This is a genomic window from Candidatus Vondammii sp. HM_W22 (assembly GCF_022530855.2).
Lineage (GTDB): Bacteria > Pseudomonadota > Gammaproteobacteria > Chromatiales > Chromatiaceae > Vondammii.
The window spans coordinates 399,711-419,660 of record NZ_CP099567.1; the positions used below are offsets into that span (position 1 = coordinate 399,711).

The 19,950-nt window shown below is 50.9% G+C and carries 21 protein-coding genes and 7 pseudogenes; 6 read left to right on the forward strand and 22 right to left on the reverse strand.

The annotated features are described in order from the left end of the window. Nucleotides 1-22 precede the first annotated feature (22 nt). The 14 genes and pseudogenes from MN084_RS02230 to MN084_RS19120 all read right to left on the reverse strand — a co-directional run. A complete protein-coding gene (locus MN084_RS02230) occupies nt 23-361 on the reverse strand; it encodes a hypothetical protein (protein ID WP_241085014.1) in 339 nt (112 codons plus the stop codon). After that, nucleotides 307-804 (reverse strand): hypothetical protein, encoded by a 498-nt coding sequence (locus MN084_RS02235; RefSeq protein ID WP_241085013.1) that lies wholly within the window; start codon nt 802-804, stop codon nt 307-309. Before MN084_RS02235 ends, MN084_RS02230 begins: the two co-directional genes overlap by 55 nt. A 6-nt stretch (nt 805-810) precedes the next feature. Then, on the reverse strand, nt 811-1,260 hold the full coding sequence (gene ptsN / locus MN084_RS02240; protein WP_241085012.1) for a PTS IIA-like nitrogen regulatory protein PtsN: 450 nt from the start codon (nt 1,258-1,260) through the stop codon (nt 811-813). Between the two features lie 17 nt (nt 1,261-1,277). Next, nucleotides 1,278-1,607, reverse strand: coding sequence for a ribosome hibernation-promoting factor, HPF/YfiA family (gene hpf / locus MN084_RS02245; protein WP_241085011.1), 330 nt, complete (start codon nt 1,605-1,607; stop codon nt 1,278-1,280). A 13-nt stretch (nt 1,608-1,620) separates the two neighbouring features. After that, the gene (locus tag MN084_RS02250) at nt 1,621-3,129 is read right to left on the reverse strand and encodes an RNA polymerase factor sigma-54 (RefSeq protein ID WP_241085010.1); all 1,509 of its coding nucleotides are present in this window, start codon (nt 3,127-3,129) and stop codon (nt 1,621-1,623) included. A gap of 145 nt (nt 3,130-3,274) precedes the next feature. After that, entirely contained in the window at nt 3,275-4,000 is a 726-nt protein-coding gene (lptB, locus tag MN084_RS02255; RefSeq protein WP_241085009.1) for an LPS export ABC transporter ATP-binding protein, read from the reverse strand. After that, nucleotides 3,997-4,506 carry a lipopolysaccharide transport periplasmic protein LptA gene (gene lptA / locus MN084_RS02260; RefSeq protein ID WP_241085008.1) on the reverse strand — a complete coding sequence of 170 codons (510 nt, stop codon included), beginning with the start codon at nt 4,504-4,506 and terminating at the stop codon, nt 3,997-3,999. The genes lptB and lptA overlap by 4 nt, the downstream gene beginning before the upstream one ends. After that, a complete protein-coding gene (lptC, locus tag MN084_RS02265; RefSeq protein ID WP_330178293.1) occupies nt 4,490-5,056 on the reverse strand; it encodes an LPS export ABC transporter periplasmic protein LptC in 567 nt (188 codons plus the stop codon). Before lptC ends, lptA begins: the two co-directional genes overlap by 17 nt. 28 nt (nt 5,057-5,084) lie before the next feature. Then, nucleotides 5,085-5,609 carry a 3-deoxy-manno-octulosonate-8-phosphatase KdsC gene (gene kdsC / locus MN084_RS02270; RefSeq protein ID WP_241085006.1) on the reverse strand — a complete coding sequence of 175 codons (525 nt, stop codon included), beginning with the start codon at nt 5,607-5,609 and terminating at the stop codon, nt 5,085-5,087. A gap of 63 nt (nt 5,610-5,672) precedes the next feature. Beyond that, nucleotides 5,673-6,671 carry a KpsF/GutQ family sugar-phosphate isomerase gene (locus MN084_RS02275; RefSeq protein ID WP_330178294.1) on the reverse strand — a complete coding sequence of 333 codons (999 nt, stop codon included), beginning with the start codon at nt 6,669-6,671 and terminating at the stop codon, nt 5,673-5,675. Beyond that, the gene (locus MN084_RS02280) at nt 6,668-7,690 is read right to left on the reverse strand and encodes a calcium/sodium antiporter (RefSeq protein ID WP_241085004.1); all 1,023 of its coding nucleotides are present in this window, start codon (nt 7,688-7,690) and stop codon (nt 6,668-6,670) included. Before MN084_RS02280 ends, MN084_RS02275 begins: the two co-directional genes overlap by 4 nt. A 289-nt stretch (nt 7,691-7,979) precedes the next feature. Then, nucleotides 7,980-8,420: a DUF4426 domain-containing protein gene (locus MN084_RS02285; RefSeq protein WP_241085003.1), complete on the reverse strand. Its 441-nt coding sequence runs from the start codon at nt 8,418-8,420 to the stop codon at nt 7,980-7,982. Nucleotides 8,421-8,547: 127 nt separating this feature from the next. Further along, nucleotides 8,548-8,745, reverse strand: coding sequence for a hypothetical protein (locus MN084_RS02290; protein ID WP_241085002.1), 198 nt, complete (start codon nt 8,743-8,745; stop codon nt 8,548-8,550). 224 nt (nt 8,746-8,969) lie between these two features. Continuing rightward, nucleotides 8,970-9,155: pseudogene (locus MN084_RS19120) on the reverse strand (IS701 family transposase); the annotation flags it as partial. A 287-nt stretch (nt 9,156-9,442) separates the two neighbouring features. Here MN084_RS19120 and MN084_RS19125 point away from each other — a divergent pair. Then, nucleotides 9,443-9,547, forward strand: a pseudogene (locus MN084_RS19125) (transposase); the annotation flags it as partial. A 47-nt stretch (nt 9,548-9,594) separates the two neighbouring features. Then, nucleotides 9,595-9,888: a transposase gene (locus MN084_RS02295; protein ID WP_241085001.1), complete on the forward strand. Its 294-nt coding sequence runs from the start codon at nt 9,595-9,597 to the stop codon at nt 9,886-9,888. A 414-nt stretch (nt 9,889-10,302) separates the two neighbouring features. Here the strand turns inward: MN084_RS02295 and MN084_RS02300 are convergent. The 4 genes and pseudogenes from MN084_RS02300 to MN084_RS02315 form a co-directional block, all read right to left on the reverse strand. Next, nucleotides 10,303-10,621 (reverse strand): annotated as a pseudogene (locus MN084_RS02300) (DUF167 family protein). Continuing rightward, nucleotides 10,622-11,203, reverse strand: coding sequence for a YggT family protein (locus tag MN084_RS02305; RefSeq protein WP_241084999.1), 582 nt, complete (start codon nt 11,201-11,203; stop codon nt 10,622-10,624). Then, on the reverse strand, nt 11,203-12,063 hold the full coding sequence (gene proC / locus MN084_RS02310; protein WP_320416328.1) for a pyrroline-5-carboxylate reductase: 861 nt from the start codon (nt 12,061-12,063) through the stop codon (nt 11,203-11,205). The genes MN084_RS02305 and proC overlap by 1 nt, the downstream gene beginning before the upstream one ends. A 33-nt stretch (nt 12,064-12,096) precedes the next feature. Further along, on the reverse strand, nt 12,097-12,780 hold the full coding sequence (locus MN084_RS02315; RefSeq protein WP_241084998.1) for a YggS family pyridoxal phosphate-dependent enzyme: 684 nt from the start codon (nt 12,778-12,780) through the stop codon (nt 12,097-12,099). A 247-nt stretch (nt 12,781-13,027) separates the two neighbouring features. Here MN084_RS02315 and MN084_RS02320 point away from each other — a divergent pair, with 247 nt between their 5' ends. The 3 genes and pseudogenes from MN084_RS02320 (at nt 13,028) to MN084_RS02330 (ending at nt 15,862) form a co-directional block, all read left to right on the forward strand. Continuing rightward, nucleotides 13,028-13,522 carry a transposase gene (locus MN084_RS02320; protein WP_241084997.1) on the forward strand — a complete coding sequence of 165 codons (495 nt, stop codon included), beginning with the start codon at nt 13,028-13,030 and terminating at the stop codon, nt 13,520-13,522. A 91-nt stretch (nt 13,523-13,613) separates the two neighbouring features. Beyond that, complete coding sequence (locus tag MN084_RS02325; protein WP_241084996.1) at nt 13,614-14,651, forward strand: type IV pilus twitching motility protein PilT; 1,038 nt, start codon at nt 13,614-13,616, stop codon at nt 14,649-14,651. A 79-nt stretch (nt 14,652-14,730) separates the two neighbouring features. Then, nucleotides 14,731-15,862 (forward strand): annotated as a pseudogene (locus tag MN084_RS02330) (PilT/PilU family type 4a pilus ATPase). Between the two features lie 21 nt (nt 15,863-15,883). Here the strand turns inward: MN084_RS02330 and MN084_RS02335 are convergent. From MN084_RS02335 to MN084_RS02345, 3 genes and pseudogenes are all read right to left on the reverse strand, one after another. After that, nucleotides 15,884-16,762, reverse strand: a complete 879-nt coding sequence (locus tag MN084_RS02335; RefSeq protein WP_241084995.1) for a dihydroorotate dehydrogenase electron transfer subunit — start codon at nt 16,760-16,762, stop codon at nt 15,884-15,886. Between the two features lie 211 nt (nt 16,763-16,973). Beyond that, nucleotides 16,974-17,150 carry a hypothetical protein gene (locus tag MN084_RS02340; protein WP_241084994.1) on the reverse strand — a complete coding sequence of 59 codons (177 nt, stop codon included), beginning with the start codon at nt 17,148-17,150 and terminating at the stop codon, nt 16,974-16,976. Nucleotides 17,151-17,163: 13 nt separating this feature from the next. Further along, nucleotides 17,164-18,079, reverse strand: a pseudogene (locus MN084_RS02345) (IS3 family transposase); the annotation flags it as partial. Nucleotides 18,080-18,297: 218 nt separating this feature from the next. Between MN084_RS02345 and MN084_RS19130 the strand changes: the two are divergent. Beyond that, nucleotides 18,298-18,617: pseudogene (locus tag MN084_RS19130) on the forward strand (Mor transcription activator family protein). A gap of 66 nt (nt 18,618-18,683) precedes the next feature. On the opposite strand, the pseudogene MN084_RS02360 reads toward MN084_RS19130, so the two are convergent. Next, nucleotides 18,684-19,728 (reverse strand): annotated as a pseudogene (locus MN084_RS02360) (IS256 family transposase). Nucleotides 19,729-19,950 lie beyond the last annotated feature (222 nt).

Genomic DNA, 19,950 nt, shown 5'->3' on the forward strand with positions numbered 1-19,950 from the left:
GCTATCGGGAGGGTGACCTCCGTTATCTCTCCAATCCCAGCAGCAGTCGAGTGGCGTGGCTGCTGCGAAGGCGGTCGATCTTTTTCAACTCCTGGGATGACATCTGCTTCAGGTTGATGATTAGTTGCAGGTATTTGTGTTGTTTGGTGGCGGCATCGTCAAACATCGCCCTGATATTGATAATCCCAAGTCCTTCGACTTCAAGGAAATCTGATAAAACAACAGGGCATGTACCATTAATAATATCGGGCGCTATGCAGGTAAATTCAGGTGCGTTGCCGGCAATCAGACTGTGACCCCGTGAGATCAGCTCCAGCGCCAGCTCACTTTTGCCGATGGCAGCACCTCTAGTGAGCAGCACGCCAATACCGTAAACCTCGATAAAGACACCATGCTCGGTGGTATGCTCTGCCATGGCGTTTGTCGGTAGTGGGGCAGATCATTGATCAGGCGGTGGTCTGACAGGGATGAGCGGGGCAGCGGTGTTTCAATCGATTCAGCCTGATCGATAAAGACGCTGCCCACTTCAATGCCATCAGCCAGTAATATCGCAGTGGGCTGGGCATCGAACAGTTTATGGGTAATGTCGATATAGAAATTTTCCTCCAACCCTATGAAGTAGACCAGTTCGGCGTGGCCGATCACCTGGATGCAGTTTAGTGTCCCAGCCAAGTTCTGACTAGCTGCCCCGGGGAACTCCCCCTTCAGTTTGCGTCCTGAGTCGGAGCGTCCGGCGATCCACTTAAGTCCCAGTTTTTCGCGCAGGGCATCGTAGAGGTCGCGAAGGGTAACGGGCGGTCTCATCCGTGTTTACTGCTTGAGGAATGTCTTGAGTAGTGATTCGTCGCTTTCCGCGCTCCTCAGTTGGTTGCAAAAAATCTTGTCACTGAGCAGGGATGCAAGGGTTGCCAGTAACTGAAGATGCTTCTGGGTCGCCTCTTCAGGGACCAACAGGGCAAACACCAAATCTACCGGCTGTTGGTCAATGGCATCGAAGTCGGCGGCTATCTCCAGCTGCAGAAATGCGCCACAAGCCTGTTCGACTCCCGGCATCCGGGCGTGGGGTAGGGCAATGCCCTGCCCTAATCCGGTACTACCAAGGCGTTCCCGTTCAAGGAGCTTGTCGAATACCATATCCTGAGTCAGGTCAGGTACCGCCGAAGCGAGTAGCCGACCGACCTTTTCCAGTATGTGTTTTTTGCTGCGTGCACTGTTGCTGCAGCTGACACGTTCGATGTTTAAGAAATCTGCGGGAAACATAAATGGAGCCTTGTTAATCAATTTTCAGCGGGTTCGAGTCCTTTTATTCCGGCCCCATTGCGATGGTTGGTATGTTTCTCTTTGTGTTTTTTCACCTGACGGTCCAGTTTGTCTACCAGACCATCGATTGCTGCATACATATTCTCTTCCACACAATCGGCGAAGACGTCGGCACCATTGACATGCAGAGTGGCTTCAGCTTTCTGACGGAGTTTCTCTACACTGAGAATGACGTGGACATTGGTCACATGATCAAAGTGGCGTTCAAGACGCTCGAACTTGGTATCTACATAGCCGCGGAGGGCTTCGGTGATATCCACATGATGGCCAGTGAGACTGATTTGCATAACTTGCTCCTTCTTAAGTGAGACGTTTCCGCTCATTGGATGGTGGTATTGCCATCGACTCGCGGTATTTCGCTATTGTCCGCCGGGCGACCTTGATGCCCTGATCTGCGAATATTCCCGCTAATTTGTTATCGCTAAGAGGTTTAGTGGGTTTCTCTGCAGCAACCAATTTCTTGATCAGGGCGCGAATCGCCGTGGCGGAGCATTCTCCACCTCCTGCCGTGCTGACGTGGCTGGAGAAGAAATATTTGAATTCGAGGGTGCCCCGAGGTGTGTGCATGTATTTTTGTGTTGTGACCCGGGAGATGGTTGATTCGTGCATCTCAAGGGCTTCAGCTATATCCCGCAGTACCAGGGGGCGCATGGCTTGGTCACCATGCTCAAAATATCCGCGCTGGAATTCAACGATTTTAGTAGCGACTTTGAGCAGGGTTTCGTTGCGGCTGACTAGGCTTTTGATAAACCAGCGTGCCTCCTGTAGGTGGTTTCTCAGATAGTTGTTATCGTCACTGTTGTCTGCCCGGCGGATCAGTCTGGAGTATTCTGAGTTGACTCGGAGTTTGGGGGTGGATTCTGTATTGAGGTTCACATGCCAGACACCATTGTGCCTCGTCACAAAGACATCAGGGGCGACGTACTGGGCTTCGGTTTCCGATACTAAGGTTCCCGGACGAGGGGCGAGGGAGCGGATGAGTCCGTTGATGGCGCTCAATGCTTCGTCGCTGACCTTCAGCTTACGTTTTATTTGGTTATGATCCTGCCGAGCCAGCAGGTCAAAATGATTTCTGACCAGGATGATTGCCTGCTGCAGACAGGGGTGCTCTTCTTGGTATTGGGCCAGCTGAATCAGCAGGCACTCCCTGAGGTCCCTGGCTGCCATCCCCGGTGGGTCAAACTGTTGGATTCGATGCAACACAACTTCAACTTCTTCAATGTCTGTCTCTTCATCTGAATCTGCCAGATTATCCAGAATCTCGTCCAAGCCCACGGAGAGATAGCCATCTTCATTTACACTATCGATAATGGCAACGGCGATAGCGTGGTCTATAGTGCTAAAAGGGGTAAGGTTGAGCTGCCAAGTCAGGTAGTCGTAAAGGGTTCTTGCTTCATGCTGCTGGGACAAATAGTCCGAATCCGCGCTCTCTTTTGCGGCACTGCCGGAGGCCGGGGGCAGGGTGCTGTCATAAATGTCGTCCCAGCCGCTGTCCACCGGCAGCTCTTCAGGTATGGTGCTGGCCTCAGCACTAATCTCCCGTTCATTGTTGGCATCGTTGGTAATGGTAGATGACTCTTCATGGGTAGCCGATTTCTGCTCACTAACCGGGTTCTGCGGTTCTGAGCTGTTTACCTCTTCCCAAGCAATCTCCTCCTCTTCGAGCTCCAGCATCAAATTGGAATCGAGTGCCTCCTGGATCTCCTGTTTGAGATCGAGCGTAGAGAGCTGCAGCAGACGAATGGCCTGCTGTAGCTGCGGCGTCATTGTAAGGTGTTGCCCGAGGCGAAGCTGGAGCGTTTGCTTCATTCAGAGTACTAAAATTTGGTACGCTAATTGTGTGTTTTTTTGCATAATTTCATTGTAGCTCAAAAAAGTGATCTGACATAAAAGCCTCTTTTCTGTTTTCTTGCTTTGGGTTAATGAATTGACAAGGGAAGGGGTTGCATCTTTATCATAAACTGAACTCCTCACCAAGATAGACAGAGCGAACATCCTGGTTGGCCAGGATTTTGTCCGGCTTCCCTTCGGTGAGAACCCTTCCTTCGTTGATAATATAGGCACGCTGGCAGATATCCAGGGTCTCGCGTACATTGTGATCGGTGATCAAAACGCCGATGTTCCTTGCTGACAGCTCCTTAATGATATTCTGAATGTCTTTAACCGAAATAGGGTCGATGCCAGCAAATGGCTCATCCAGCAGGATGAAACGGGGTTCGACGGCCAGTGAGCGGGCTATTTCCAGTCTGCGCCGCTCTCCGCCAGAGAGGCTCATGGCGAGATTTTCCCGCAGGCGAGTGAGGCTGAAGTCGAGCAAAAGTGCTTCACATGCCTCTATCTGCTGTTCCCGGTTGAGATCTTTTCTGGTCTCAAGAATTGCCAAAATGTTATTTTTTACACTCAGTTTGCGAAATACCGAGGGTTCCTGAGCCAGATATCCCAATCCCAGGCGTGCACGAGCATGCATGGGAAGGGTGGTGATATCGTGGCCGTCGATGGTAATGCTTCCTCCTTCCGGGGGAATAAGCCCTGCAATCATATAAAAACAGGTGGTTTTTCCTGCGCCATTGGGACCTAGCAGGCCAACGATCTCGCCGCTGGAAAGCTCCAGTGAAATTCCATCAACCACGGTCCGTTTGCGGTAGTGCTTGGTCAGTTTGGATGCTGCTAGAACAGTCATTTTTTGCTGCTTTTTCCGCCGATTGTGACGTGCACACGCTTGCCCTTGGCGCTGGCGCCGGCTTTGACAATCGCCTTGGCCCGGTCATAGGTGATACGGTCGCTTTTGAAGGTGTCTTTTCCCTGAACAAGAATCGCCTTGCCGATCATATGGATAATTTCACTGTCGACGCTGTATTCAACCTTGCTGGAGCGGCCCTTTACCATCCCTTTGTTGCCATCCGTTTTCTGCTGGAAAGTGACCGGTCTTCCTACGGCGACTATGTGGTCTGAGCGGTTCTGTTTCTGGGTAACGACGATTTTGGCAGCGTTAAGGCGTATTGAACCCTGGGTGAGTTCTACATGCCCCTTGTAGATACTGATGCCCTTGCGATCGTCGATATCCACGCTTTCAGCTTCTATGTAAGTGGCCTGATCTTTATCCGTTTGCAAGGCTGAAGCCAGGGGTGGAAGGCTCAACAACAGAGCGATAGCGAGCCGACGGTAGGCTTTACAGTTTTCCTTCATAGTATCCTCTTACGTTCGCAAGTAGTTTGATGCGTACAGGCTTGCTGTACCAGATCCGAATTCCTTTTGCGTCCAAGCGGTTATTTTCGCTGTGCATATGGACTTTAGCATCACTCTCCAGGTAATTATCCCTGGGTTGAACCCGAAGGTCACGTGTGACGATATGAGTGGGGCGTATGCCTGGGGCTGCACTGCGATCTATATTGACAACACCCTGTAACAGCCATACCTCGCCATCGCTGGATATCCATCCCGTCTCTGAACGAACTCTCCATGGGGGACGAGCCTCATCGTATAGGGTTAGTCGCGGCTGTTTCAGTTCTGTGCTGTCGTCATCGGGGTAGTGGGTCATACGCTGTGCCACCAGTTTCTGCTCTGGTTTTCCGGTTGTGTCCATCTTGACCCCAGTAAACCCCTCCAGGAAGTAATCCGGCGTGTGTTCACCGGCCTGATCGTCAGGCTTTTTACTGCCGGTGCTTTCCGCCAGCCACCAACTGGTTCCAGCCAGCATCAGAAGTACACTTCCTATAATGAGGTCTTTTCTCTCCATCAGACGGTTTGTCCAATTAGTGGGTAGTTCACTGGAGATATTGCTCCGTCATGCGCTTCAGGTTGCCTTGGGCCTCCATTAGCAGCTCGCAAGCCTCCCGGGCAGCACCCTGCCCCCCAGCCGATGGGGTGTGCCAGTGGGCGTGCTGTTTAACCATATGATGAGCATCCTGAACAGCGATGGCAAGTCCGGTCTTGCACATGACCGGCAGGTCCACCACATCATCACCAACATAGGCGATCTGCTCATTTTTTAGCTTCAGCTTGGCCTTCAGCTCTCCGAAAGCCGGTAGCTTGTCGTGTTTTCCCTGGTAAACATGCTGGATGCCCAGGCTCTTCATTCTCATCTCTACGATATTTGAGTTGCGGCCGGTAATAATGCCGATTTCCACGCCGCTTTCACGCAGCATCTTCATGCCGTGCCCATCTTTTGAGTTGAACGCTTTGTACTCCTGGCCGTCATCTCCAAGATAGAGCCTGCCATCGGTGAGTACCCCGTCAACATCGAAAATGATCAGCCGGATTTGTGCGGCTTTTTCCATTATGTCCTGCATGGAGATCTCCTTAAAATTGACTGCTTGCCCCGCAACTTATCAACAACACTATGCAGATGCTTTTTATACCACACCTGCTCTTAACAGGTGGTGCATATTGAGTGCCCCGACCAAGCGCTGATCGCTATCGACAACAAGTAATGCATTGATTTTGTTTTCCTCCATGATCTGGAGTCCTTCCGCAGCCAGCAGTTCTGCATTGGCAGTTTTGCAGCCGTGCGTCATGACATCGGCTACTTTGCATTTGTGGATGTTTAGCTCCCGGTCCAAGGTGCGGCGCAGATCGCCGTCTGTATAGATACCTGTGAGCCGCCGCTGCTGATTCACCACGGCAGTCATGCCGAGGCCTTTGTTGGTCATCTCCACCAGGGCATCAGTTAGCCAGGCCTCTTCGCTAATGACTGGAATCTGATCGCCGGAGATCATGATGTCGCTGATGTGTAATAGCAGGCGGCGACCGAGGCTGCCACCGGGATGGGAGCGGGCAAAATCCAGTTCAGTGAATCCTCTGGCCTCCAGCAGGGCGATGGCGAGAGCATCACCCATTGCCAGGGCCGCCGTCGTGCTGGAAGTGGGCGTCAGGTTTAGCGGGCAAGCTTCCTGTTCCACGCTCACGTCGATGTGGACATCCGCTTCCCGGGCCAGGTTGGAGTTGGGTTTACCCGTCATGGCAATCAGCGGTATGCCTTGGCGTTTTATGATTGGCAGAATAGTTAGCAGTTCCGCAGTTTCGCCGGAGTTGGAGAGTGCAAGTACAACATCCTTATCTGTGATCATCCCCAGGTCGCCGTGGCTTGCTTCGCCGGGATGAACAAAGAATGCGGGGCTGCCTGTGCTGGCCAGAGTAGCGGAAATCTTGCTGCCGATATGGCCTGATTTGCCCATGCCAATGACCACAATGCGGCCTTCACACGCCAGCATATGGCCGCAAGCTTGGGCAAAGTCACCATTGATTCTGCTGCCAAGAGCCTTGATCGCTGCCGCCTCATTATTGATGACGGCAAGCCCCAGGGCCTGTAGTTTTTCAGCTTCTGCTGCTGAGGGCATGGTTTGTTTTTTCATACGTGGGGGTCGTTGGAAATAGTGTATTGGGCCGTTGGTTCCGGAGTGGTTTTGTCCTGGCTGTTTAAGAACAGCGCGGTTTGATAACCAATAAAGGCAAGCAGTAACAGGGTGCCCTCAAATCGGTTGATCCTGCCTGGGCCTTTGAATCCGTATCCCATGATATACATTGCCAGGGTGAGAGCGATCATCACGGGCATATCCCGGGTCAGTGCCAATGGGTCAAAACTGCCAGGTGCAATCAGTCCTGGTACTGCCAGCACTGCCAGCAGATTGTACATGTTGGAGCCGATGATGTTGCCGATGGCAATGTCGTGCTCATTTTTCAGTGCGCTGATGATGCTGGCGGCAAGCTCCGGAAGACTGGTTCCGAGAGCTATAATGGTCAACCCGATAACTAGATCGCTGATACCGAAAGTGGTGGCTATATTGACGGCACCCCAGGTCAGAAGCTTGGAGCTTACCAGCAGGACTATTAGACCCAGAAAGAGATTGAGCAGGGCCTTGCGGGTAGGCATGGTTTCCGGCATTTCGGTTTTGAACTCTGACTCTAGAGGGTCAGAGTTCCGGTCTCTTACTGCGATGCGGACCATGCCGTAAATAATGGTGGCCAGACCAATCAGCAAAATGCCTCCGTCAATCCGGCTGAGTGCGCCATCGAGCATCAGCAGCAGGGTGATTAGGCAGACCGCCAACAGCATGGGATACTCCCGCTTCAGGGTGTCAGAATGAACGCTTAGCGGGGCAACCAGTGCGGTAATGCCAAGAATCAGGCCGACATTGGCGATATTCGATCCCAATGCGTTACCGATAGCCAAGCCCGGATTGCCCTGGAAGGATGCCATGGCAGAGACCAGTATCTCAGGTGCGGAGGTTCCCAAGCCTACAATCGTAAGTCCGATCAACATAGGGGAGATGCCCAGGTTGCTGGCAACCGCAGAAGCGCCGGTAACGAAACGGTCAGCACCCCATATCAATAGGGTGAATCCGGTGAGAATGGCGGCAATGTCCAATAGCATAAGGATAAAAGGGGGTTGTTGTTTATGATAATTTAACGGCGAGACATTGTTTCAGACCCGGGCTGGATTGTCCAAAAATCTTGAACAATCAGCGTGCCCAGTTGCGCGTTGTGCCACATTGGCCGTAGCGGTTTGCGGTGACCAGTTTTCCCTATTTGACAGCAAATGGGGTTTTGTTTCACCAGCTTCCATTTATGATGGCCATGCCGGCGCAGTGTATTGCTCTTAATGGTGTTGGCTAAGCCGATTCTTTTGAAGGGGAGAACGTCAGTCAATGAGGATGCAGGCTCTAGTCGATGAAGAACTGTTGCTTAAGCTGTGCTTTAATCGGACGTTCCATGCCTGCAGGCGTCACCTCCAGGGTGAAGTCCAGGGTTTCACCGTCGACAATAGTGAACTCGCCAACGTAATAAATAGCCTTTCCTTCACGGATTTCACGCAGGTCGATGGCCTGAATTCTGCCTACTAGGTCTCTGGTTTTGGCCTTGATATTTGCGGTCACCGCTTCTCCGGTTGTACCGGAGATATCTTTAATCACGCTGACATTCAGCAGGCCACGGTATTTGCTGCGGATGATTTTGTAATTGCTGGCGATCTCCGGGGTTAGTATGGTGCTGGGAAAGGCGTTATGGTGAATCGTATAGTCAGGGACATGAGTGCTGTTTTCCGCAGTGGCGATGAGAGGGCCGGTCAGCATCAACAGGCCCATCAGAAGATGGTGGATTCGCATGTTCTCTCTACTCCAGTTTGTATTATGACAGCCATACTGCTGTTGACCAATCGGAGTCTGGTCCTCTCCCGCTCTCCGAATTGCAGGTTACTATTCAGCGTATCTATATGAATATTACGAAGGATAGTCAGTATGTTTGGCAATGGCGTTCCGGTGTGGCTTTCAGCCAGACGTTGGCATCATGCCGGACACTGGTAGGGGACAAAGCGCTCGCATCTAGCCTACCATAGCTGCAAAAAAGCGTCTCACACACAAAGTGTTCTTCTGCCATGCCATTGTGGTTACCGGACTTTCCCGCTTCCTGATAGAGTAGCTTCGGCGCCACGCGGTAGCGCATGACCAGAGAACATTTTCGGCTGAACCATGGATAAGCCCGTGATTACTCTGGAATCGCCGGTAGATATCGCGAATCAATTTACGTGACTGCATTTTACTACTTACTACGATCTGCATATCATTGCGCATCTGCTCGAAGCGGTTTACGCATATTGATTCTCATACCCATGTTGGTTCTCACTACTCTCAGTATGAGTCGAAACAAATGACCGTGCTAATGGTCAACCATGACCATCTGCCATTTTGTAACCATTTGTAGTAGCTGGTCCAATGGTTTCGCATATCCAGCATCAAATAGGCATCAGTAACAAAATCCGTAGGGGTAAGCATCGAGCCAATAGGTAACTCAATGAAGGTGCCGGCAGGTCTTAAGGGTAGCGCTTTGCACAACAATGTTATTCAATGGAACAGTTTGCGGGGGATATTACCGTATCCTGTTGCGTTCATAGCGGCCTCCAGAAGATCTATTTCTCTTCTGAAGGCGCGGCAGCGCTCGAAGCCGCTACCATGTTAAGCTTTTTATGCAGTCTTCGGATTTTATCTTCCTGAAACTCTAAAGGGAACCTCTAAAAATCTCCCCAAATCAGCGATAATAGTAACCAACTCAACCAACCGTTGATAAAAACCATGCAACTGAGTTTTCTTGATCATCAAGACCGACTTGAACTCTTTACGATGCGGTACTGATGTTTAAAGCATTGGTTCTACAGTATTTGTTCAATCTGTCCGATGATCAAACAGAGCTACAAATACGGGATCGCTATAGCTTTTATCGTTTTCTTGGGCTGAGCCCGGAGGGTAAGGTATCCGATGCCAGAACGGTTTGGATATATCGTGAGTGCCTGAAAGAGTGGGGCCTTTACCCAGGCAACGTAATACGCGAGAGGAAAATAGGCAGATCAAAGCCGGGGATAGCCCTGAGGCGTGGAGTGATAACAAACGCCGCCAGAAGAATGTTGCAGCACGCTGGACTATGAAGCATGGCAAAACCCACTATAGGTACAAAAACCACATCAGCACAGACCGGAAGCACAAGGTCATTCGCAAGTACACCATCACATCCGCAGAAGTTCACGATAGCGAGGTCTTCGAGGAACTGCTGGATGAGAACAACAGTGATAGAAGCGTCTGAGCCGATTCTGCTTACGGCAGTCATATTCATCGCAAGTCGATACGCAAACGCTCTTTGAATGAACGGGAGCAAGAGGCAAACCGAAAACGATCAAGAGTTCGGGCTCGAGTTGAGCGCGTGTTTGTCCAGCAGGCCAATTGACTAATGCGTAGCATCGGATAAGTCTGGGCCGGTGTGAAGATGGGCATGATGAATTTGGTGTGCAACATGCGTCGATTGGTGTGGCTGACCGGATGAAGCGAAGTATGAGTATGGATGTTGCCAGAAAAATGAGCGTGAAGATACCGGGCTCTCCGGATTTGTTAGAGACTGTTGGCCTTTGTCGGATTTTTAGAGGTTCCCTAAACCCTAGTTATTTGAATTAGAGCACAAATTCTTTCAATCGAATGTGCCTGGCTATCGGGAGATGGCAGTCTATCCAGTCCTCTCCCCGGTCACTGCAAATGCCAGTGATTTCGGAAATTTTTGTGGTTTATGGATGCGGAATCCCTTGCTTTTTGTGCTGCTGTCCTTCACCAGAGTGACGTCATTGCGACCGACACCAAACGCCTTGGCGAGGAAGCAATTTAGATGGGCATTGGCCTTTCCATCCACTGGCGGGGCGGTGATGCGCACTTTGAACCGGTCGCCGTAGGAGGCAATAAACTTATCCCTGCCTGCCTGCCTGCCTGCCCCTGGACCGGACCCGGAGATTGAGCAGCAGATCACTGCCATCCCAACGAAACCAGCTCACTCATCGAAAAGGGGTGGCAAACAGCAGTTGCAGGGGGGGCAGAAGCAGCATTTTGAGCAGCACCAGTCCAATCACTACGGCCATGGGGGAGAGGTCAAGACCGGCAATAGGCGGAATTATCCTGCGGGCGGGCCTCAGCAGGGGGTCGGTTATGCTGTAGATCAAATTAACCACCGGGTTGTATCCTCCAGGGCTGACCCAGCTCAGAATCACCTGTATAAGAATGGCAAACAGGAACAGGTCAATGGCTTGTTCAACCAGTTCCAGGATCGACCAGACAAAGGCGGCGAGGAGCGATGATGCTCCGGTGCTTTTTAGTAGCAGGATAAACATCAGCTCCACCGATTTCACCAGCCACATCAGTGCGATGGATGCGACATCCATCCCTCCCATGCTGGGAATGATGCGTCGCAGGGGACGCAGCAGCGGGGTGGTGACTTTGACGACAAATTGGGAGACCGGGTTGTAGAAATCAGCCTTGACCAGCTGCAGTATGAAACGCAGCATCACGATCAGGGTATAAGCGCCAAACAGTATCTGGATCAGAAAAACCAGTGGGTTAGCCAGGTAGTTACTTCCCATCAGTGATTCCCCAGCAGTTTTGACAGCTCAATGGATCTGTCTCTGGCACCGGTCAGTGCCTGGGTAAAGAGCCTGCGCACTCCTCCCTGCTCCATAATGGCGAGGGCGGCCTCGGTTGTACCGCCTGGGGATGTGACTTTTTTGCGTAGAGTGGCGGGACCATCACTGCTCTCCATGGCCATCCTGGCCGCACCCAGGGCGGTCTGCAGTGTTAACAGGCGGGCACTCTCGGCAGGTAGTCCCAGCTCGATACCTGCCTGCTCCATAGACTCCATGACCAGAAACAGATAGGCGGGACCGCTTCCGGAGAGAGCGGTAACCGCATCCATCTTCTCCTCATTATCTACCCAGAGGGTGAGTCCAACAGCGCGGAGGATTGATTCTGCCAGATTTTTCTGATCACTGGATACGCCAGGTCCCGCGTGAAGCACAGATGCCCCTGCCTGGATCATTGCTGGCGTATTGGGCATGGTGCGGATCAGTGCCAAGTCGCCCCCCAGCCAGATTTGCAGGTCACTTTCACGTACACCTGCCACGATGGAGACGATCAATGGCTGTTTCGATTGAGCTGCGCTGGCCAGGTTTCGGGCCACCTGTTCGGCGATTTGCGGTTTCACTGCAATGACAACAACATCGGCCTGGCTGACGGCCTCTTCATTGTCTGCCACTGTAATGACGCCGAATCGGGCTGCCAGGCTGGCCAGTTTTTCGCCGTCAGGATCACTGGCGATGATTCGCTTTGGATTATAGCCATCGGCCACCAGTCCGCCGATCAGGCTGGCGGCCATATTGCCTCCACCGATGAAAGCGATATTTTTGCTACTCATGTCGGAGAGCTGTGCTGAATTATTTTGATTCAAGTTGTTTTCCTTAAATTATGGGTTTGTTACCTACTAGTTTCGCGGCCCAAAAATGGCGGTTCCCACACGAACAATAGAGGCGCCCTCCGCAATAGCCGCTTCCAGGTCCGATGACATGCCCATGGAGAGTATATCAAGGGGAGTAGTGGTTGTGGCCAGTTGGTCGCGCAACTGGCGCAGCTTCTGGAATGGTATGCGCTGTGCTTCAAAGTTATCCGTCGCTGCTGGTAATGACATCAGACCGCGTAGTTTCAGATGTGGTAATTCATCAATTTGTTCAATCAGTTCTTTGGCCTGCCCAGAAGCCATTCCCGCCTTGGTCGCCTCATTATCGATCATTATCTGCAGGCAGATGTTCAATGGCGGCAGATGGCCGGGGCGCTGATCATTCAGCCGTTTTGCATGTTTTAATTTTACAACACTGTGAACCCAATCGAAATTTTCAGCAATAGAGCGGGTTTTGTTACTTTGAATTCTGCCAATGAAGTGCCATTCAGCGCCGCTTCCGGTCAGCTTGGCTATTTTATCCAGTGCCTCCTGGAGATAACTCTCACCAAACAGCCTCTGTCCTGCATCCAGCGCCTCAAGAATATCCGCTGCCGGCCGAGTCTTACTAACAGCAAGCAGTTTTACTGAATCTGCCGGCCGGTTGAATCGCTTTGATGTGCGGCTGATCTGATTTCTGACCCGTTCAAGGTTTGATTTGATAGAGCTCATAATGCTTGAATGCCTGCTCGACTATACTATTGATAAGTGTACAGTAGTTAATGGAATTATGGCGCTGTTAGCGGTACTGTTTGATGGCTTTACGGTGGTTATGTTCGGCTGGAGATATTTTTAAAGTGCTAAACTAAACTACGGTCGCCATTGGCGGGAGCAGCTGATTTTGGGGAGAGTCGAATTTTAAGGGAGCCTCTAAAGACCTTCCATAATCAGCGGTAATAGTAACCAATTCAACCAACCATTGATAAAAGCCCTGCAACCGAGTTTTTTTGATCATCAAGACCGACTTGAACTCCGTGAGCAACTGGGAGACCCGCTGCCAAGGCTGGAAAGGACCGTAGATTGGAAGGCTTTTCGGGTATTGCAGGGCTCAGTTTATAAAAATAGTGATCCCAGTAAAGGTGGGCGCCCACCTTACGATGCGGTATTGATGTTCGATCTGTCTGATGATCAGACAGAGTTCCAAATGCGGGATCGTTATGGCTTTTGTTGCTTTCTTGGGCTGGGCCCGGAGGATAAGGTATCCGATACCAAAACGGTTTGGGCGTATCATGGGTGCCTGAAAGAACGGGGCCTTGTTGATAAGCTCTTTTCAAAGCTATTGACCCAGATTGATGCGGCGGGCTTCAGTGTTCGCAAGGGACAGATTGTAGATGCCGTTATCGTTCCAGTACCCAAGCAACGTAATACACGAGAGGAAAATAGGCAGATCAAAGCCAAGGCAAAAACATGTTAGCTTCTTTACCAAAGAGCCGTTCAGGCATGGGGATTAACGTGGTGTGTCCGAACCGGATAGTTTGGATCCCACTCTAAAGGGGATGAGTTGTATGGATATTGCTGAACTTCTCGCATTCAGCGTTAAGCACAATGCTTCGGATCTACACCTTTCGGCAGGCTTGCCGCCAATGATCCGCGTGGATGGTGATATACGCCGGGTCAATGTGCTGGCGCTTGAACATAAAGATGTGCATGCGCTGGTCTACGATATTATGAATGACAGGCAGCGCAAGGATTACGAGGAGTTCCTCGAGGCCGACTTCTCATTCGAAATTCGCGGCCTTGCGCGTTTCCGTGTTAATGCCTTCAATCAGGATCGTGGTGCATCGGCGGTGTTCCGGACCATTCCCTCCAAGGTACTGACGCTGGAGGAGTTAGGCTGCCCTGAGGGGTTCAAAGAGATTGTCGATGTTCCTAGAGGGCTGGTTCTGGTAACCGGGCCTACCGGCTCTGGTAAGTCCACCACTCTTGCGGCCATGGTGGATTACAAGAACGATAATGACTACGCTCACATTCTGACGATTGAAGATCCTATCGAATTCGTGCATACCAGTAAGAAATGTCTGATCAGTCAGCGCGAAGTACACCGGGATACTCTAGGTTTTGCCGAGGCACTTCGTTCTGCACTCCGCGAAGACCCGGATGTTATTCTGGTAGGTGAAATGCGCGATCTGGAAACTATCCGGCTGGCAATGACTGCAGCAGAAACGGGGCATGTTGTTTTTGGTACCCTGCATACCAGTTCCGCAGCGAAAACCATCGACCGTATCATTGACGCTTTCCCTGCAGCGGAAAAATCGATGATCCGTTCCATGCTGGCGGAGTCGCTACGTGCCGTTATTGCCCAGACGTTGCTGAAAAAGGTAGGTGGCGGCAGAACGGCAGCCTGGGAGGTCATGGTGGGTACCCCGGCTATCCGCAATCTGATCCGTGAAGACAAGGTGGCACAGATGTATTCCGCGATCCAGACAGGGCAGGCTCACGGAATGCAGACTCTTGATCAGCACCTGCAGGATCTGGTGAAGAGGGGTATGATAAGCCGTCTGGATGCTCGTAGCAAAGCGATGAACAAAGGGATATTTGTCTGATTTTTCAGTGTACTGAAACCAGATATTTTGGGTTTCTTCAATGATTCCGTTGAATGGGCCTTCGGGAGGTAGAGCTAGGATGAGCGTTGATTTCGATACATTGCTGACACTGATGGTTCAGAAGCAAGCGTCAGATCTTTTCATCACTGCGGCTACGCCGCCCAGCATTAAAGTTAATGGACGTGTTACGCCAGTGGCAAAAGTAGCGCTCTCTGGCGAGCAGTCGAAAGAGTTGGTGACAGGTCTTATGTCGCCCGCGCAGCGTGAGGATTTTGCCCAGACCTAATGAGTGCAACTTCGCCATCGGCGCCAAAGGTATTGGAAGATTCCGTGTCAGTGCGTTTGTCCAAAGGGGCTCCGCCGGCATGGTGTTACGCCGAATCGAGAATAGAATACCTGGAATAGACGAGCTATTATTGCCACCGGTGCTGAAAGATTTGGCAATGGCCCGGCGCGGACTAGTGATCATTGTGGGCGCTACCGGAACGGGTAAGTCCGCTTCTCTGGCTGCTCTGGTGGGATACCGCAATCGAAACAGCAGTGGTCATATCGTATCGATTGAGGATCCGGTGGAATTTATTCATGACCATGAAGGTTGTATCGTCACCCAGCGCGAGGTTGGAATAGATACGGAGTCTTATGAAATTGCTCTGAAGAATACTCTGCGTCAGGCCCCGGATGTTGTTCTCATCGGTGAGATCAGAACTCGCGAGACTATGGAACAGGCGATTATTTTTGCCGAAACAGGACACCTCTGCCTCTCCACGCTGCACGCCAATAATGCCAATCAGGCACTGGACCGGATTATTAATTTTTTCCCTGAAGACAGACGGAACCAGATTTTTATGGATCTCTCGCTGAACCTTCGGGCGATCGTGGCGCAACAGTTAGTGCGCAGACCGGATGGGAAGAGTCGACGACCCGTGGTGGAGATACTTATCAATACACCCTTGGCGGCTGATCTAATCGGTAAGGGTGAAGTGTATAAACTGAAAGAGTTGATGAAGCGCTCCACAGAGCAGGGAATGATGACCTTTGATCAAGGGCTTTATGATCTCTATGAGGCTGGAGAGATCACCTATGAGGATGCCATCCTACACGCTGATTCCGCCAATGAGGTGCGTCTGATGATCAAGCTGGGTGCCGGCCGGGTTGATAAGTTCTCTGCCCAGATGGGCTCGGTCTCGCTGTTGGGCGATGATGAGCTGTAATGAAGTAGCCTGTTGACGGGTTCAGCTAGGAAATACCTGTTTGGCATCAAACACCGGGCCATCGACACAGACACGCTTCATTGCTAGGCCTGACTTGGTTTCCACTTCCACCACGCAGCCGGCACATCCACCGACACCGCACGCCATGAACTCCTCCAGAGAGATCTGGCAGGGGAGATTGTATTCGGCTGCTAGGCTGGCCACAGTCTCCAGCATTGGGTGAGGGCCACAGGAAAATATCTCCACCTGGTGCAGGCTTTCATCATCCAGTGCATTCAGCCACTGACGTGCCAGATCTGTAACATATCCCTCATAACAACCGGCAAATCCCTGAAGAGTGGCAAGGCGGCTTGGAATCTCCCAATCATCGAGCAGCGGCATGGAGGCGATGATACCATCGGGTATGCCCGGGATAAGGATTTTTGATGGGATGGGTTTGAACGGAAAAGGAACTTCTGACCCGAGGATGACAAAAGGTTTGTAATCGGGGTTTTCAGACAGGGATTCAGCAACAAACAGCACTGGTGGCATGCCCACGCCACCGCCAATCAGAAGCGGTCGCGGCCGCTCGGCATGAAGCTCGAACGGCTTGCCTATGGGCCCCATGATGCTGATAGTCTCACCTAGTTTGCGTTGTGAGAGCAGACGAGTGCCTTTTCCTACTGCCTTGTAAAGAAAATCCACCCAGCCCAAATCGACAGAGACTCGCATGATTGAAATGGGGCGCCGCAGTGGTTTTAACGGCGCACACTGAATATGGGCGAAACTTCCCGGTTTTGCCTGGGCGGCGCACTGAGGGGCGAGGAGACGCAGTATGAATTGATCACCTTGATAGGCTTCATGGGTAAGAATCTCGGCCTCTTCTACAAAAATGGTATCACGGTGGGGTTTATTGCTCATGGCTCTATTTATCTCAGGGTATTAAATCAGTTTCCGGTTATCTAGATTATCATCCGGAAACACGGCCCCACCACGAAGAATATTCTTTTAGGGGCTGTCCTAGTTAATCAGCTAACTTTGCCTTTAACCCATTGGTTCAGTTGTTTTAACTGATTTTTTGGATCACTATTGCCAGATTGCCATCCACGCACCTTCAAAAAGAGCAGCAGTTTTACACGCCCCCCACTCGATCAGTGCGATCGATACCCTGCCAGCTGTCTGCGAACCAGATACGGGTTTCATCAGCATGATCGACCGGGACGGTATCCCCCAACGTGATGGTTGTTGTATTGATGGTGCGCACAGCCGCACACTCACTACCGATATAGGCAAATATGCCGGTTTGCACGCGGCCTATCTCCAATCTTTTTTTGCGCATCTTTCAGTGACAAAAACCAATGGTATTTAAATATTCATCCCTAAAACTCCCATTCAACGACTCAATAAACGCATTATCTGCTGGCTTTCCCTGCCGCGAAAAGTCTGACGTTACTTTATTCTCATACGCCCACTGATCAAGGGCCTTCGAAATAAATTCATGGCCATTATCGACTTGAATCCTCAAGGGCTTACGCTTATTATAGAGCCGTAATTGCTCCATAACATCTACAATCTGTTCCTCTTTATATAGCACGATCAACCGCAATAGCAACATATTCTCGGCTCAAATCATCGACCACAGTTAACGCTCTGATTCGTCGCCCATTGAACAGTTGATCGGCGGCAAAATCTATATTCCAGCACTGATCAATATGAGAGAGCTCCGGCCTGTCCATCCGGTGTGCAGCGGCAACTCGACGCCTTGGTCGTTTGCGCCTTAGATTCAGGCCCTCCTCACGATATATGCGCAACACACGCTTATGATTTATCCGCCAGCCTTCACGCTGCAATAGAATGTGAATGCGTTGATAGCCATAACGAACACGGTCTTTGGCAATTTCGCATATCCGGGATCGTAAAGCCGGATCATCATGCTTCCTGTTTTTGTAGCTATAATTGCTGCGGCTCATCTGAATGACTGTACAGGCCCGGCGGTTGCTAACCCGGTAACTGTCCTGAAGAAAAATAATCAAACGTCGACGCTTGGCAGCCTTCGGCGCTTTTTTCGCACGATATCCTGAAGCATCTGCTTTATAGACGACGATTTTTGTCCTCTAGTTGACGTAAACTCCGTCGCTCTGAAACGTCTAAACCTCCAAACTTCTTTTTCCAATAAAGCGTCGCGTCCGATATCCCCATCTTGCGACAGACCTCTGAAATCCGTGTTCCCGTTTCTGCCTAGCGCAATGCGAATCCGAATGGCTCGTCTTCCTGCTTTCAGCTTAACGGATCCGCCAGAATTCTCTAATTTAGATCGGTACAGTTTTCAGGGAGGAGGGTCATACCCGCAGGTATCATTCAGGTGCAGGCTGGGTGAAATCTGATTTTTTGCCTGCCAACGCAAAAGTCCAGGTCATCGAGCAGTTGAAGCAGTGGGCCGCACGAACAGGAGTGAAATGGCAGTGAAGAAAAAGCAACGAAACAAGGAATCCGACTTGCTCGCCGACCTGAGTGACTACATTGTGGAAATTTTATCTTCTGAGATAAAATTTTCAGAGGATGAAGCTAACCAGATCGCCCGAGCCTTGCTCGACAAGATGTGCCACACTTGGGGTGGTCAAAACATCTATTTCCCCAAGGGTATGCTTTCGATATAGATGAGCGCGGTCACAGCTTGTGGGCGGCCTTTACAGGCAGCAACCCAACCGAACTCGCCAGAAAATACAACATGACGCTGCAAGTGGTTCGCCCGAGACTACGGATAACGAGCCTGTAAAGTTTTCTGTGTAACAGCCAAGGTTAAATATATACCGCTAAGCGTTCTTCGAACTCAATCATAAATCTATTCAGTGCTGGTTCCCAATGACGGGTCGGCCATTGTCCACTTTTTCGATGGGGCCTGGATTGCCATGTGGATGACCTTCTTCGCCGAATCATCGGTTGGAAACAACTTCTGCTTTTTGATCGCTTTGCGAATGACGCTGTTCAGCGACTCAATGGCGTTGGTCGTGCAGATCACTTTTCGTCTGTCCTCCGGGTAGTTGAACAGCGTGTTGAGATTCTGCCAATAGGCACTCCAGGAGCGGCTAACCTGGGTGTTTGTTGTCCCATCGGTCAGAGAATTTATCCAGCGCCGGTAAGGCTTCTTCCCCGGTGATGGACTGGTAACTCTTTTTCAAATCAGCCGCACAGGCTTGTAGTCTTTCCAGGGCAGCTACTTCATCGAGTTCCGTAGCATATGCACAATACAAAGCCGTGTTAATTGCATCAGGAAAGCCCTTTAAGCCATCGACACGGACAATCAAAATATCCTTTACACCGCGATTCTGAAGTTCTGGCAGTAGGTTTAGCCAGAACTTGGCACCCTGATTCTCCGACAGCCACATCCTCGATAATTCCTTGTGGCCTTCCAGGTTGACGCCCAAAGCGGGGTAAATTGCTTTGTTGATCACTTTCTTGTATTGCCGGATTTTAATGACAATGCTGTCCAGATAAACAATAGGCTGAATCGCATCCAGGGGACGAGATTGCCATTCGTCAACCTGCTCGATAACCGCATCAGTAACTTTGGATATGAGTGTGGCGGAGACATCGGCTCCGTACATTTCCTTGAATATCGTGACGATTTCGCGGGTCGTCATGAGGAAGAGGATCTTGTCATGCATTGAGGTGAATCGACGCTGGTGCTTTTTAACCAGCCGGGGTTTAAAGCTGCCCACTCTTTCTCGTGGAATATCCTGTTCAAACTGGCCATCTTCCGTTTGCAAGGTCTTGCTGGTAGTGCCGTTGCGGCTATTACTCGCTTCGGACTGTTCATGTTTGGCAAAGTCAAGATGATCATCCAGTTCGACGTTGAGTGCTGCCTCGACCGTGATTTTGGCCAGCATTGGCCGAAACTCGTTGAGATCTTCTTCAGTTTTGATGTGATTAGCGGTCGCCTGGGCTATCGCCTGGAGCTCTTTCTTGTTGATCAGCTGTCTGTCCTCTCCCTTGTTTGGGTTTAATGACAGGCAGTTACACAGAATTTAGGTCTGTCTTCGGATAATCCGCGAGGTAGTCATCGCCGAGCAGCAGCCCGATTTGTTCTGAATCAGGGGTCTCGCCCGTTT

Bases quoted from the DNA above. Each gene is read 5' to 3' on its own strand.
- MN084_RS02235 (WP_241085013.1), bottom strand. From the start codon at position 804: ATGAGACCGCCCGTTACCCTTCGCGACCTCTACGATGCCCTGCGCGAA.
- ptsN (WP_241085012.1), bottom strand. From the start codon at position 1,260: ATGTTTCCCGCAGATTTCTTAAACATCGAACGTGTCAGCTGCAGCAAC.
- hpf (WP_241085011.1), bottom strand. From the start codon at position 1,607: ATGCAAATCAGTCTCACTGGCCATCATGTGGATATCACCGAAGCCCTC.
- MN084_RS02250 (WP_241085010.1), bottom strand. From the start codon at position 3,129: ATGAAGCAAACGCTCCAGCTTCGCCTCGGGCAACACCTTACAATGACG.
- lptB (WP_241085009.1), bottom strand. From the start codon at position 4,000: ATGACTGTTCTAGCAGCATCCAAACTGACCAAGCACTACCGCAAACGG.
- lptA (WP_241085008.1), bottom strand. From the start codon at position 4,506: ATGAAGGAAAACTGTAAAGCCTACCGTCGGCTCGCTATCGCTCTGTTG.
- lptC (WP_330178293.1), bottom strand. From the start codon at position 5,056: ATGGAGAGAAAAGACCTCATTATAGGAAGTGTACTTCTGATGCTGGCT.
- kdsC (WP_241085006.1), bottom strand. From the start codon at position 5,609: ATGCAGGACATAATGGAAAAAGCCGCACAAATCCGGCTGATCATTTTC.
- MN084_RS02275 (WP_330178294.1), bottom strand. From the start codon at position 6,671: ATGAAAAAACAAACCATGCCCTCAGCAGCAGAAGCTGAAAAACTACAG.
- MN084_RS02280 (WP_241085004.1), bottom strand. From the start codon at position 7,690: ATGCTATTGGACATTGCCGCCATTCTCACCGGATTCACCCTATTGATA.
- MN084_RS02285 (WP_241085003.1), bottom strand. From the start codon at position 8,420: ATGCGAATCCACCATCTTCTGATGGGCCTGTTGATGCTGACCGGCCCT.
- MN084_RS02305 (WP_241084999.1), bottom strand. From the start codon at position 11,203: ATGGGAAGTAACTACCTGGCTAACCCACTGGTTTTTCTGATCCAGATA.
- MN084_RS02315 (WP_241084998.1), bottom strand. From the start codon at position 12,780: ATGAGCTCTATCAAATCAAACCTTGAACGGGTCAGAAATCAGATCAGC.
- MN084_RS02325 (WP_241084996.1), top strand. From the start codon at position 13,614: ATGGATATTGCTGAACTTCTCGCATTCAGCGTTAAGCACAATGCTTCG.
- MN084_RS02335 (WP_241084995.1), bottom strand. From the start codon at position 16,762: ATGAGCAATAAACCCCACCGTGATACCATTTTTGTAGAAGAGGCCGAG.